Source organism: Granulosicoccus antarcticus IMCC3135 (genome assembly GCF_002215215.1).
Classification (GTDB): Bacteria; Pseudomonadota; Gammaproteobacteria; order Granulosicoccales; family Granulosicoccaceae; genus Granulosicoccus; species Granulosicoccus antarcticus.
In genome coordinates this window covers 4,172,093-4,186,098 of sequence record NZ_CP018632.1, presented here as the reverse complement: position 1 = coordinate 4,186,098, position 14,006 = coordinate 4,172,093, and the positions used below count along the sequence as shown (strand labels likewise).

At 51.0% G+C, this 14,006-nt stretch carries 11 protein-coding genes; 6 read left to right on the top strand and 5 right to left on the bottom strand.

Features of this window, described 5'->3' with window-relative positions; genetic code table 11:
• Positions 1–16: 16 nt before the first annotated feature.
• A complete protein-coding gene (locus IMCC3135_RS18135; RefSeq protein WP_088918887.1) occupies positions 17–1,969 on the bottom strand; it encodes an AsmA family protein in 1,953 nt (650 codons plus the stop codon).
• 271 nt (positions 1,970–2,240) lie between these two features.
• Between IMCC3135_RS18135 and IMCC3135_RS18130 the strand changes: the two genes are divergently transcribed.
• From IMCC3135_RS18130 to IMCC3135_RS18110, 5 genes are all read left to right on the top strand, one after another.
• The gene (locus tag IMCC3135_RS18130) at positions 2,241–2,720 is read left to right on the top strand and encodes a DUF4112 domain-containing protein (protein WP_205737596.1); all 480 of its coding nucleotides are present in this window, start codon (positions 2,241–2,243) and stop codon (positions 2,718–2,720) included.
• 37 nt (positions 2,721–2,757) lie between these two features.
• On the top strand, positions 2,758–3,225 hold the full coding sequence (locus IMCC3135_RS18125; RefSeq protein ID WP_088918886.1) for a DUF2383 domain-containing protein: 468 nt from the start codon (positions 2,758–2,760) through the stop codon (positions 3,223–3,225).
• 187 nt (positions 3,226–3,412) lie between these two features.
• Positions 3,413–4,171, top strand: a complete 759-nt coding sequence (locus IMCC3135_RS18120) for a substrate-binding periplasmic protein (RefSeq protein WP_157736086.1) — start codon at positions 3,413–3,415, stop codon at positions 4,169–4,171.
• 103 nt (positions 4,172–4,274) lie between these two features.
• On the top strand, positions 4,275–6,404 hold the full coding sequence (locus IMCC3135_RS18115) for an ATP-binding protein (protein WP_169727486.1): 2,130 nt from the start codon (positions 4,275–4,277) through the stop codon (positions 6,402–6,404).
• A 152-nt stretch (positions 6,405–6,556) separates the two neighbouring features.
• Positions 6,557–8,152, top strand: coding sequence for an FAD/NAD(P)-binding protein (locus IMCC3135_RS18110; RefSeq protein WP_088918883.1), 1,596 nt, complete (start codon positions 6,557–6,559; stop codon positions 8,150–8,152).
• 156 nt (positions 8,153–8,308) lie between these two features.
• On the opposite strand, the gene IMCC3135_RS18105 is transcribed toward IMCC3135_RS18110, so the two are convergent.
• The 3 genes from IMCC3135_RS18105 to IMCC3135_RS18095 all read right to left on the bottom strand — a co-directional run bounded on the left by IMCC3135_RS18105 (position 8,309) and on the right by IMCC3135_RS18095 (position 11,451).
• The gene (locus IMCC3135_RS18105) at positions 8,309–9,577 is read right to left on the bottom strand and encodes an ABC transporter permease (RefSeq protein ID WP_088918882.1); all 1,269 of its coding nucleotides are present in this window, start codon (positions 9,575–9,577) and stop codon (positions 8,309–8,311) included.
• The gene (locus tag IMCC3135_RS18100; RefSeq protein ID WP_205737595.1) at positions 9,574–10,380 is read right to left on the bottom strand and encodes an ATP-binding cassette domain-containing protein; all 807 of its coding nucleotides are present in this window, start codon (positions 10,378–10,380) and stop codon (positions 9,574–9,576) included. The genes IMCC3135_RS18105 and IMCC3135_RS18100 overlap by 4 nt, the downstream gene beginning before the upstream one ends.
• 69 nt (positions 10,381–10,449) lie before the next feature.
• A complete protein-coding gene (locus IMCC3135_RS18095) occupies positions 10,450–11,451 on the bottom strand; it encodes a taurine ABC transporter substrate-binding protein (RefSeq protein ID WP_205737594.1) in 1,002 nt (333 codons plus the stop codon).
• Between the two features lie 261 nt (positions 11,452–11,712).
• Here IMCC3135_RS18095 and IMCC3135_RS18090 point away from each other — a divergent pair, with 261 nt between their 5' ends.
• Complete coding sequence (locus tag IMCC3135_RS18090; RefSeq protein ID WP_088918880.1) at positions 11,713–13,011, top strand: NAD(P)/FAD-dependent oxidoreductase; 1,299 nt, start codon at positions 11,713–11,715, stop codon at positions 13,009–13,011.
• Positions 13,012–13,115: 104 nt separating this feature from the next.
• Here the strand turns inward: IMCC3135_RS18090 and IMCC3135_RS18085 are convergent, their stop codons facing one another.
• Complete coding sequence (locus IMCC3135_RS18085; protein WP_169727485.1) at positions 13,116–13,904, bottom strand: IclR family transcriptional regulator; 789 nt, start codon at positions 13,902–13,904, stop codon at positions 13,116–13,118.
• Positions 13,905–14,006: the final 102 nt, after the last annotated feature.

Sequence of the window (14,006 nt, the reverse complement as noted above, 5' to 3'; positions counted from 1 at the left end):
GAATCGATTGCATGGATTAACGAGCCTCATCAAGCGAGCTTGCAAGCCCTGAGCAATAGGGGCTGCTCTGTCCAGTTCCTGCCTCGATGAAGGGTAGCAGTGCAGCTGCGGGTGTGGCCGCTGTTGCCAGAATCGCCGCCGCTGCTGCCCGCAATGGCAGTGCTTTACCAGGGAGAATGGAAGGGTCTGCCATCGTACCGCCGACCTTTAACGAGGTCTGTGATGCCAGCAGGCTGACATCCTTTGGGTGAGGTTCGATCGTCAAGTCAAGTGCTTCATTGTTGAAATCAACGGTGCCATCTGCCAGAAATACGGTGTCGTCGGTGTCGATGACGAAAGTCTGAAGCGTCAGCAGGCCTTCTCTGGAGTGCAGGTCGGCATAGGCGCAGCGAATGTCGGTATTCGCATCCTTGCCGCTGGCCAGTAATGTCACCGATTCAACCAGATCAATGCCTGCCAATTCAGTCAGAAGCGCATCAATCTGGCCCTCGGTCATCAGTAGAAACGTACCGCCATCAGCGCTGGCGGCCATATCGGCAAGGGTATCTCCTTTTAGCCAGTACTTGGCCCGACCACCTATCAGGCCGAATCCTTCGTTGTCCAGACCTGCACTTGCCATGACCTGGCGTAAATTGACCCGGTTGATACGCAACTCCACCGTGCTGTCAACAGGGCTGGCTGCCACGTCGACATTCACTGAGCCCTCCACCAGGCCATCGGCCAGACCTATCTTCAGAGTATCGATGCGCAAACGCTCTGGCAGAAACTCCAGTCGAGTATCTATCGAATCAACCGGAAATAACTCTGTGCGAACCTCTGTTGCTCGAAAAGCGATCTCGCCATTGATGATCGTCGCCAGGTCCGTCAGTGGGATAGGGTTATCAGGCAGCAATCGCCCGTCAGAGCGTTCCTGCTTTGCAGCTTGTATCTGCTCCGCGGTTGCCGTCTCATCCGGATCCGGTGTTGCTCCAAGCAGACCGGCCAGGTCATCCAGGTCAAGTACCGTTGATATGACGTTGGCATAGACGGTGAGTGGTTGGGTGAACGGGTTTAGCCGGACATCGCCTTCAAGATCACTGTCACCGATCACGGCATCGAACCTGCGCAGGATGAATTCATCATTGTCACGTTGCATGGAGCCTTGCAGTGAGAAAGGCGGCAGGACGGGCAGTGTTGTTGCTGCGACAGCGCCCAGATCTTGCAGGTCCTGACCTTGCAGTGAGAATTCAAAATCCAGCTTCTTGAACGTTGAGACATCTCCGATAACACCACTCAACTGCGCCTCTGTGTCACCCAGCGTGGCTGCCACATCGATCGACATGTCGTCCTGTTGTGAGATTACAGCCAGCAATGACTGAGCCGTGGCGTCGACAGACAAGGGAATATCATTCAGTGTTCCTGAAATATCCGCCCTCAGAGGCTGTTCGGCATTGCTGGTCGAACCCTCGACATTGATGATGACTTCAAGATCACGATCTGACTTGGCATCCTTATAGGCTATCTGTATGTTGTTGAGCTGAATCAGGCGAATGGCTGGTATGGCAAGCGGCTCACTGTTGTTACTCTCATCTGTTGCCGTAGCGGTTGATTTTGGCTGCCAGTCCAGCCAGTTAGCCTTGCCCTGGGCATCCACTCTCAAATCAACCGATACGTCGGCCACGCTGGTTTGGTCGAGCACAGGCGCTTCGCTGAAAAGCCCGCGCAGGTTTGTAATCGCTGTCGCATTACCGACGGCTGCGACCGGTGATTTGTTCTCGTCCGTGATTCGAACACCCGATAAGGAGGCGGCCGGGGTTAGCGAGAATAGTGACAAAGAAGCATCCTCAATGTCGACATTGAGGCCAGTTGTGGTGGTGGCAATAGCGGCTATCTGTCTGGCTAGCCATTTGCCGGGCAGTAATTCCAGCACAAGCAGTAACAATAGTGGAATGGCAATCAGAACAAGGAGTAGTCGGGGTATCCAGCGCATCGGGGATTCAGCTCGATCTTGGGGAAATGGAGAGGATCAGCATACGAGCGAGCCGGTTCGCCGCGCGCCAGATCCTGTGGCAGAGTCTCAACGTTACGTTATCAGTGATAAGCCAAGCCATGAGGTCTGCAATTCTAGTCAAATAGGCATGGGTAATTGCAGTTTTTACAATCGACTATCGAGGGGGTTGTCTGGATAGTATTTTCTGTGCATCGATTCAGCATCCGCCGGATCAGACCCCCGTTAACCACCATCAACGCTTCGAGGCCTCTTGATCAACGACAAGACACCACAAGATCAAAAGCAGGTGCAATTGCGTCTGGAACGGCTTGCTCATCTGATGGACAGCTCTATTCGCCTGCCTGGTGGCTTCAGGATAGGACTGGATGGGATCATTGGCCTAATCCCGGGTATCGGTGATGCAATAGGGCTGTTGATCTCCAGCTACCTGATCGGCAAGGCGGCCACTATTGGTGCCTCGCGTCTGGTTCTTGCCCGCATGGTCGGAAATGTTTTGCTGGAAACATTGCTGGGCAGTGTGCCACTGATAGGTGACCTGTTTGACTTTGCCTTTCGGGCTAACAACAAGAATATGCAACTACTGCATAATCACCAGATGAATGCTGCGAATACCCACAAGCGCAGTGGCTGGTGGTTACTGTTGACCTTGTCTGTTCTGGTGATTGTGGGTGCTGTGATACTGCGATTGCTGTGGTGGTTTATCAGCTCACTCTATGCGGTAATTTTCTAGCTTATTGTCGGATTGCAAGAAGTCTGACGCCTGAATAATGGGATTAAATATGTTGCTTGATGAAATGCAAATAGCGCTGAATGAGTTACTTGTAACCTATCAGGAAGCTGCTGATCATTTCGAAGATGCGGTTAATTACGTGCAGCGAAATGATACGAAGCAACTGTTCGAGACGGTTCGAGAAGGACACAATCAAGCGGTGGATGTTCTGACTGAGCAGGTTAGAAAAACAGGAGCACTACCTCGTGCTCAGGATACTGACAGGGAGGAGGCTCGTCAGATTTTCACTCATGTCAAAGCGGCGTTATCTGATGATGAGCACGAGGTTTTTCTGAATGATCGTATGAGGCACGAAAAGCAGATAGAAGCTGCGATTGCAGATGCATTGCAACTGCCGTTCGAAGCTGAGGCAAAGGCCTGCCTTGAGGCATTGCACAAAAGAGAGTTGCTGGTTATTGCTGAATTGGAAACCGCGTTGAACGAGCGTGCTACAGGGATACGCTAGTTCCAAATTATTGTCTGCAGAGGTAACCCCAAGACGTTCATGTCGAGATCTATAAGGTCGTGATATTCTTTTTGAGTGCTAGACTGATTCTAGTATGCAAGGGCCGCCGCTGTCAGTTCGGGTCCGTGTCCCGCCAGGGGAAATTCAGAGTACTGACAGGAAACGGATGATGGTCAAGCCAGAATTCATGAAAAGCTTTCAGCTGACCGGCCGTTGCAGGGCCATGCTGGCATTGTGTTTTTCATGTTACGTGCTACCGGCCTCGGCAGATGTCATCGCTGAGCCAGTCGTCGAGTCCTGGGTGTTATCAACCGAAACATTACCACCGTTGATCACCAAGACAGGCGATGGCTACCTGGATATTCTCTATGATGAATGGTTCGCCAGAGCTGGCCTGAACGTTGAGTTCATAGCGACACCTGCAGCACGGGGTTTGGCCAATGCCAATGCCGGGCTGATTGATGGAGAGGCAGCTCGGATAGACATACCGCTTTCAAATTACCCCAATTTGAGAAAAGTATCTGAGGTTGTTACCCAGTTGGTTTTCACCGGCTTCACTCTCGATCCAGACGTCAGTGTCATTTCAGTTGCTGATTTTGATCAATATAGTGTTGGATACGTGCGCGGTTGGAAGCTGGCTGAAAAGTTGTTCGGGAAGCATGCCAATGCTGTTCCCGTGCGAAAGATCGACAGTCTGCTGGAAATGCTGTTGTCAAAACGTATTGACATCGCATTTCTGATGGTTTCGCCCACGCTGATGATGGCTCGTGACAAAGGGTTGGAGCAACTGATTACAACGAAATACAGCGTGACTAAAGAATTCTATCTGTATGTGAACTCAAAACACTACAAGAAGATTCCAGAGCTGGAAAGAACCCTGAGAGAAATGAAATCTGATGGAAGCTACCAGATGATCATGGCTGATTACATCGCCGAGAATCAATAGGTTGAATACCAGGTCATCTGTGTCAAAAATCGGTTTGAAGGCCCTATGGTCGATGGTTTTACCGTTGTTTATCACGTTGCTGTTGGCATGCTTCTTAGCTGTAATGGGCACCTACCAGTATTCATTACATCAGCTGGATGAAAAAATTGAACGGGTAGGTCAGGTCTACAAGCCGTACATTGAAGAACTGCTGTGGCAGTTGGATATCGAGAATATTGAATATCAGTTGCAAGGTTTTATTGCTCTTGACAGCATCAAATATGCGGTGGTGAAAGACAGTACAGGCAGGCGTATTGAAGCGGGTGAAACGCAACCCGATTTGTCAGTTCCACGAATTGTGGTTCCATTGGGGTATGTGAATCACAAAGGGGATGTCGAATCGATCGGTTCCTTGAGTATCCATGCTTCGGAGGAAGGAGTATGGGCTTCTGTTCGCCAGCAAGTAGTCACTTTGGTGCTCATCTACCTGGCTGTCGCTTTTATTGTCAGTTTTCTGGTCATGCGTCAGTTCAATTTGAAAGTGCTGACACCGATGTTCGAGTTGGTGAAGCAATTGCGAAAGCCTTTGGAAGATCTGCGCGACCTGCGTTTGCATTTGAAGCGAGAATCAGTTGCTGAAGACGCGGATGAACTTGATGAGCTGGTGGGTGCCATTCATCAAATGCGTGATCAGATTCTGAGTGGCAGGGAGGAGTTGCATAAAGGCGTAAGCCGCTTGGCGGAGGCTGCCAAACTAGCCGGTCTTGGATACTGTACGTTTGACGCGAACATGGATCATATAATCGATTGTGATCAGAACTATGCTGATTTTCATGGTAAGTCCATAGAGACCATGCGTAGCTTGCAGGTTGGCGAGGACATCGAACAAACGATGATGAATGCAGAGGACACTATTCGTTCTCTGGAATCCAGAGAACGAATCCTGACACAGCACCGAGACACGCAAACCTATCGGATCAATTTTCCCGATGGTCAATTTAGACATATCCGCCAAAGCTTTTTAGCAAAATTCAGTAGCCAGGGAATCAAACTTGGTATCGATGCAGTTGCGCAGGATGTTACTGACGAAATTCTGAAACAGGAAATACTGGTTCAAACCCAGAAGAATGAAGCGGTCGGTAAGCTGACTGGAGGCGTGGCCCACGACTTCAACAATATTCTGGCTATCATATTGGGTAATGTTGAAATCCTGAATGAAAGAAGCAAGGATATTTCATTGCAGCGTTATGCTAAAGCTACGCTGAAAGCCGTTAACCAAGGGGCGAGGTTGACTCAGCAACTACTTTCATTTGCCAGAAAGCAGCCTCTGTCGCCCAAGGTGCTGGATGTGGCGAAAAGGATCCGAGACTCTGCGATGCTGTTGCAGACCTCTGTAGGAGATAGTATCCGTCTGGAGATCATTGCTGATGGAGGCCTGTGGAGAACAAAGGTCGACCCCGTGCAGCTGGAAGCTGTGGTATTGAATCTGGTTGTCAATGCCAGAGATGCGATGAGCGAAGGAGGGTATCTGACGCTGGAGGTGAGCAACGCGCGGCTGGATCATGAATATGCCAAAGCGCATACAGAAGTGCAGGCTGGAAATTATGTCTGTATAGCCCTCACGGACACCGGTACAGGCATGTCGGAAGAGGTTGCCAAGCAGGCGATAGAACCGTTTTTCACGACCAAAAAAGTGGGTAAGGGAACGGGTTTGGGTCTATCGATGGCATTCGGATTCGCCAAGCAGTCTGAAGGGCATCTGAAAATCTACTCCGAACTCGGCATTGGTACCACCATCAAGCTCTACTTGCCCCGGGAACAGTCTGAGATCGACGTTGTCCCACCTGTGGCTGTGCCAGAGAATAGCTACAAATTGCATGGACTGAAGGTATTTCTCATCGAAGACAACGAAGAGCTACGCGAGATGTTCTCGGAGCAGATGATGAGTCTGGGTTGTGTCGTACACAGCGCTTACGATGAAGACTCGGTGTTAAAGCTGGCTAGTGAAGTCGACAGCATTGATGTCATTCTGTCGGACATCATCATTCCCGGAACCAAGAATGGCAGGGTGTTGGTGAAAGAGCTGCGCGGTTTTTATCCCGAAGCCACAGCTATCTATATGTCTGGATTCACTGAAAACTCAGTGGTTCACAACGGTCGTCTGGACGATGGCATCATCTTCTTGCAAAAGCCATTCAGGTTGGCTGACCTTGAACGTGTTCTGGCTGAAAATCTGCCGGCTCACGTTAATTGAAAATACCCCTCTGCGCGGGGAATCACTCGGGGTAATTCTCATGGGTACAACCTTCAATTCGTCCATTTCGAATGTGGCAAAAGCGTAGTATTTCAGCCACTGGTTAATGCCGGTTTAGTGTAAATCTGTCTGGTATTGTGAGTCGTGAAATCATGTTGCGAAAACGCGTTGGCATCGTCGGCTGTGGTGCGATGGGTTTGTACACTCTGAAGAGGCTCCTGGAGAGTCGGGTCGCGCTGACTATAGAACTCTTCGAATCAGAGGCGGTTGCAGGTACAGGTATGCCCTATCGCAACGGCATGAATGCCGACTATATGCTGTGTAATGCCTTCAGTCGAGAGATCCCGTCACTGACCAGATCACTGGTGCATTGGCTTGAGACGCAGCCCGCTCGTGAACTCAGCGAGTGGGAGATAAGTTCTGATGATATCTCTGCTCGTGCGTTTTATCCGCGTCTTCTGATTGGAGAATTCCTTCAGGCCGAATTCATGCAGCTGTGTGAGCTTGCTGAGTGTGCCGGTCATCAGATCAAGGTGCATAGCTCAACCAAGGTGATAGATCTGGTTGTCGAGCGCGAATCTGTAACAGTGATATTCAACACTGAAGTAGGTAAAGAGCGGGAGATCAGTCTGGATACCATCGTGATTGCCACAGGGCATCTCTGGCCCAAGAAGCCCTCGATTGATCAGGCTCAGTTACTCTCGCCCTGGCCCTATACCCAGATCACCCAGCACGAACCTGGTCGTATCGGTATTCTTGGCTCATCACTGTCCGCCGTTGATATTGTCATCGCACTGGGGCATGCGCACGGTGAGTTCATAGAGCAGGGTGAGCATGTGCTATGGGTGGCTGGTGAGCAAGCCTGCGATCTGCGAGTGACCATGGTTTCTCGCAATGGCATCATGCCGGAAGCTGATTTTTTCTATCCCTTTCCCTACGAACCATTGACCCGTATAACGCAGGAGGCGGTTTGCAACGAACTCGAATACGGCTCTAACGGATTGCTGTGGCGGGTATTCAAGTTGTTATTGGATGAGCTGGATGCCGCTGATCCAGGCTACCTGAAACAACTGGGCCCAGATGCTCGTACGATAGAAGGATTTTCATCGGCGTATTTCAGGGGAAGAAAAGAGCGCGGTGGGCTTGATGCTGTCAGGCAGAACCTGCAAGAGGTGCGAGCCTCCATGCGTTGCAAAGAGACAATTGCACACCGCTATGTGTTGCTGCGAGGCCACGAGCATTTCGAACTTGTACTGGCGTGGCTTGATGCTGCCGACTGGCAATGCTTCAAACAGCATTTATTGCCTGTGTTCGCGGATTGCTACGCAGCGTTGCCGCACCTGTCTGTTGCCCGAGTGCTGGCCATGCATCAAGCCGGGGTACTCACAATCGTTGCCTCGGGTGAGGATTCCTCTTTCACATCCGTGCCAAGTGGTGAAGTTCTGGTCGAGTTCAGCGATCAGAAAATGGAGTTTGATGCGATGTTCGATGCGCGTGGTCAATCCTCGGCTTCACCACAAGAACTGCTCTTTCCTTCATTAACTCAAAATCTGCTTGATGGTGAGTCGCCATTGCTCAAGCCATTCAGACTTGATTTGTCTGTGGAGACAAGCGCTCGCATTTATTGTCTGGCGCTACCACAGGTTCTTGAACGGTATCCCTTCTCGCAAGGGCTACCGAACTGTTCTGACTTGTCGAAGCAGGTGGTTAGCGATATTCTGGAAGGCTTTGAAATCAGCAGCATTTAAAGAGAGGCAGAAGTCAACTGCCATGCTCGCTCGAGCCCTGTGAGTGTCGAACAGGCGGCGAGCAGAGATTGTCGCTACCTGTTCGACCTTAGGGGCGGGGGCAGAAATGTGATTTTATTCTGCTCTCAGCCCTCAGGTTCAATGGTCTGAAAAAAATCAGCCTTTGCCTTTCCACGGTACCAGAAGGCGTTCTGCCCATCGCATGAGCAGATCGATTCCGAACCCGATAATACCGATCAGGATAATCCCCATCAGCACGATATCGGTGTTCTGGAACTTGGAGGCTGTCATGATCATCATGCCCGCTCCCTGTTCTGCTGCGACCAGTTCGGCGGCAACGACGGTGCCCCAGCAGACTCCCATAGCCACACGTGCGCCCGTGAATATCTCCGGTAGAGAATTGGGGATAATGACGTAGCGCATGATCTGCCACTGCCCGGCGCCAAGCGAATAAGCTGCATGCACTTTGGATATCTTGACACCCGATACGCCTGCGCGTGCAGCAATGGCCATGATCCAGAGCGATGCCAGGAATAGCAGGATTATCTTTCCTGCCTCGCCAATGCCAACCCAGATAATGACCAACGGGATCAAGGCCAATGGCGGGACCGGGCGCATGAACTCGACAATCGGATCAAACCAGCCACGGAACCAGTTGCTCAAGCCCATGGCGTACCCGAGTGGAATGCCAACAAGGGCTCCAAGCAAGAAGCCGACAATGACACGGAACAGTGAGTACCCCAGGTGCTCAGCCAGCGTGAAGTTACGAAACCCTTCGTCAAGTATCCTTAACGTTCGTGACCAGACGACCTCGGGTGCCGGCAGGTAGAGCGATTCCATCTGCCAGCCTGCTGCAGGCTCGACGATGGGCGTGCCTTTGTCCGAAAGTGTGACGGCACCGCCGTCGATTTTTACGCTCTGACCGGGTTTGATGCTCTGCCCATTGATGGCGATCACTTTCGCTTTGCCGCCATCTTCGGTTACATCATTCTTCACAACGTTGACAAGCTTTGTGCGCCATTGTGCAACGGAGGACACATCGTTCTTGGCGAAACCATCGCCTGGCTCGGTGACGAGTTTTTCAGGCTTTGTGTCTCGTGGATATACCACGACATTCACTGTGGCGTCGTCAGTTGCCTGAGAGCTGTCCTCTGCCGTATAAGTGAATGACAGCTTGCCTTCGAAAGGCGCGGGTGCGTGCAGAAAGTCTGGTAACAAATTGGAGCCAGTGAACATACCCCATAGCAGAAAGATGGATGCAACGGATATGACGCTGGCAATTCGGTTGGGACGAACCGCGCTCTCATCGCCAAATGTGACTGTTTTTCTGGATGCGTAGCCACGCTCTCCTGCGCTCTTGATTACCTTGGTGACGATGAGGTAGGCAACGATAAAAATGAGAACATAAATGGTTAATGCGATCATGCTGAATCCTCCGATCCGCCCATGATCTCTTCTTCCATATCCCAGATCATGTTCAGTATCTCCTCGCGTTTGATGGCGAAATCAGGATGTTTTTTCACTTCACGCAAATCGGTGGTCACTCCCATTTCGGCAAACGGCAAGTGGTATTCGGTGTGGATTCTTCCCGGGCGAGGTGCCATTACGATCAATCGCTCACCGAGCAGAAGCGCCTCTTCAACAGAGTGGGTTATCAGAATGATGGTCTTGCCGGTCTCCTTCCAGAGCTTCAGCACCAGGCTCTGCATTTTCTCCCGTGTCAGGGCATCAAGGGCTCCCAGGGGTTCATCCATCAGAATGACATCAGGGTCATTGGCCAGACAGCGGGCGAGTGCGACGCGTTGCTGCATGCCTCCCGATAGTTCATAGACCGCCTTGTCCTTGAACTGCCTGAGTCCAACCACATCCAGCAAGTGATTGACGACGATGCTTTTCTCTTTTTCAGGAGTGCCTTTCATCAGTAGGCCAAAGCCGACGTTTTCGCGAACTGACATCCATTCGAACAAGGCACCTTGTTGAAATACCATGCCTCGTTCAGCATCTGGCCCGACGATATCGTGCTCGTTGAGAACCAGTTTTCCTTCTGTAGGTGCCAGAAAGCCTGCAACAATATTCAGAAGCGTTGTCTTGCCGCATCCTGAAGGTCCGAGTACGCTCAGCAATTCCCCCTCATTCAACTTTAAAGAGACATTCTCCAGCGCCTGCACGGCCTCTCCATTGGGAATGTCAAAACGCATCGAGAGGTTTTCAAGTATTAGTGTACCCACAGTAATCTCCGTTGTTTACAGGCGCGGAGTAAGTGCCGGGGTTGAACAGCAACCTCGGCACTCACTTGATCAACGGTCTTGAATGGCTTGCAGTGGGCCAGTGTTGACAGTGCCAACGTAACTATCAAGCGCTGAATCTATGGAGCCAGCGTCGACGAATACATCGGCTACGCCTTTCATGAAGGTGGCAGCATTTGCACCCAGCCATTTGTCTGAAAGCTGTTCTTCAACAGTGGGAAACTTCATTGTGGAGATTGCTGATCGGGCGGCCTCCAGGTCCATGCCGGCTCCTGAGGCGATAATTTCCAGCAATTCATCATTTCCCGATTCTGCCCATTCCTTGTTGGCCTCGGCGGTGACTTCAAGAAATTTTGACACGACATCACCGTTCTCTGCAATGAACGAGGCCGGTGCTGAAGTTACATCAAACACCAGAATGCCCAGCTCTTCTTTTTCAGCGCCGCTCAGCAATACGTTTCCGTGTTCCATCATCCGGGTAAAACCACCACCATATCCACAGGCGAAATCTACGGCTCCCTGACCCAAAGCTGCTGCACCTTCAGGTGGAGCCATGTCTACCACTTGCAGGCTAGCGACGTCGATACCAAAATGATCCATCTGCCTCAGGAATCCATAATGCGCAGCGGTACCCAGAGGTACGGCAACTTTCTTGCCTGCCAGCTCATCGGCGCTATCAGCATCAATCTCAAGATTCGCTGAGACAACGCAATTGTCGTTATCAGAATAGCTGACTGCGACATCAACCAGTTGCAGGTCCTGCCCACCTGAGACAGCGATAACAAAAGGCGGGACACCCTGAGAGACCGAGATCTGTACGTCACCTGATGCCATGGCGGCACTCATGGCAGTACCCGTCTCGAAAGAGACCCAATTGACCTTCATGCCCAGAGCTTCGTCAAAAGCACCGGATGCTTTGGCTGCCAGCATCGGCATGGGCCATTCCAGAAAGTACCCTACTGTCAATTCGTCGAGATCCTGGGCTGTAGCACTTTGCGCGGCAAGCAGTGCAAGGGCACCGGCTACCAGCGTATGGGTTGTACGAAATTTCACATTAATCTCCTTCAAGTTTAACTGCGGGTACAAACGACCATCAAGCTAAGTAATTGATTAGAATGCCCAAATTTGGCATTTGACAATCACGATGTGAGCCCATTGTTTGAATAAGAATTCAGGTGAAGATCACTATCGAGAAAGCGTAGACCATTATTCAGAGAAGTTGACCATAACCCATTTTTAAGTTAGGTTCCACTAGGCAAAATATTTGTTTTGTATGCTGAAACTTTGGTCTGGTTAATACCGAGAAATTGTGAGATGAGTCATCCCCCTGAGCAAATTCACTGGACAACCACTGCGACTCCCAAAAGTGATTACCCGGCTGTCGAGCAAAATATAGAGGCAGACGTCATCGTAGTTGGCGGTGGGCTGAGCGGTTGCCGAACAGCGCTGGGACTGGCTGAAGCAGGTATGTCTGTGGTGCTTCTGGAAGAGCGTGATATCGGTTGGGGAGCTTCGGGAAGAAGTGGTGGGCAATGCAATCCGATGTGGCGAGAAACCCCGGATCAGCTGACTCAACGGTTCGGAGTTTCCAGGGCTGAGATACTGGTAAAGACAACACTAAGTGCGGCAGATGATCTGTTCAAGGATATCGAGCACTTTGGAATAGATTGTGACCCCGTCCAACGCGGTTGGGTACAGGCAGCACACACCAGTAAGTCGCGCAAGACGCTTGAGCATCTCTATCAAGGTTGGAGTGAAGCGGGTGCCAGGATAGAGACGATAGAGGCTGATGATGTCGAGACGATGACAGGTTCACCAGAATATCGTTTTGCCTTGTTGCATCGTTCAGGTGGACATGTACAGCCACTGTCACTCACACGAGGCTATGCCTCTGCTGCGGTTGCCAGGGGAGCCAGAATTTTCTGTGGTACTCGTGTGAAAGAACTGAAACGCAGCAATGAGCGTTGGCAAGTGAGGACCCCTGGTGGATCAGTCACAGCGCAGCAGGTCGTCATGACGACCAATGCTTATACAAGTGCTGCACCATGGCCAAAGTTGCAAAAAACATTCTATCCCCTGGTGAGTATCTCTATTGCAACTGCGCCCTTGACACAGGAGCAACAGGCTTCCGTTCTGCCCGATCAGGTTACGCTTTCGGATACACGATTAGCTATCTATTACACCAGATATGACAGGGGTGGGCGGCTGATATTCGGTTGCGTTGGCAGTACTGATCACGTCGGCACATTGGGTGGGCATAAACGCCTGCAAGAAGGATTGCATACCGTTTTTCCTCAGCTTCGGGGTATTGCCATAGAGCGGACCTGGTCCGGTCGAATAGCGGTGACTCCTGAAATGATGCCGCATATCCATGAGCCGGCTCCTGGTGTCACCGCGGCCCTGGGGTTCAGTGGGCGAGGTATTGCAATGACCTCGGTCATGGGACGTGCACTGACACGTAAATTACTGGGAGAGCCCGAGAACACATTGCCGTTTCCGGTCCTACCGATCAAGCCCATCCGACTGCATCAGCCTCTGAAGTCGCTGATACCGTTGGCGGCTCCCGCCATGACGCTTATGGACAAATTTGGCAAACGTATTGATCGAAGCTGAACCTGGGGGTCTGCGTGGCATAGACTTCCCGGTTGCACTTTGACAACGCTGCCATCGTCAGGTCTAGTAACGGCAAATGGTTGAAAGAGTAGCGACTATCAGAATCAATTATTTTGCTCCGTCAGACTTCCGAGAAAAGGTGGGCTTCCTCCAATAAATCCGGTGACCCGAGCCGTTGATATCATCAGTTCATTGGCTGACTGGCAAAGCTTCTCAAGTGGACACCTCTGGTGCAGGCTCCAGATATTGAGTACGGCGATGGGTTCGGACAGATAGTTGAAAATCGGTGCCGATATACCGACAAAGTGATCGTATTCTTCTCGGTCATTGGTGGCATAACCAGCCACTCTAACCTTATCAATAACCTTCAGGAACGCTGCAGGTTCGGTGATAGTGCGAGCGGTGTATTGCTTGAAATCATGCGTTTTCAGTCTTGCCTTGATGGCACTGTCCGGAAGGAAAGCCAACAGGGCTTTTCCAGATGCTGAGCAATGGGCCGATTCGCGCATGCCTGGCTGCTGGACAGGTCCTGCAGAGTGTAGTGATTCCAGCACTTTCAGGTAAACAACGTCCGAACCCAAAGGTACGCCAATGGTGACGTTCTCGCCTGTCAGATTATTGAGCCGTATCATTTCGTCGAGCGCAATGAACTGAATATCGTAGCCGCTATAAGCATTCTGTACCAGGTTGAACAGTTTAGGACCTAGCAGATAGAGTTTTCTTTGCTCATCAAATTGCAGGAGTCCGTTCTTGATAGAAAGAGCGAGAATTCTATGCAGAGTGCTTTTGTTGAGTTCACTGGCAATTACCAGTTCGGAAAACGTATACGGTTTTTTTGCTTCACTGACAATCGTCAAGATCTTCAGAAGCTTTCCTACGATGGTACTTTGCATCAGATATTCGGCTGCTCTGTAAGATGCGCGGGACATGAAGGAATATCATGATTCCCACTGCGTACAGCCATACTAACAGAGGGTACGAAGCCGGACATCGCT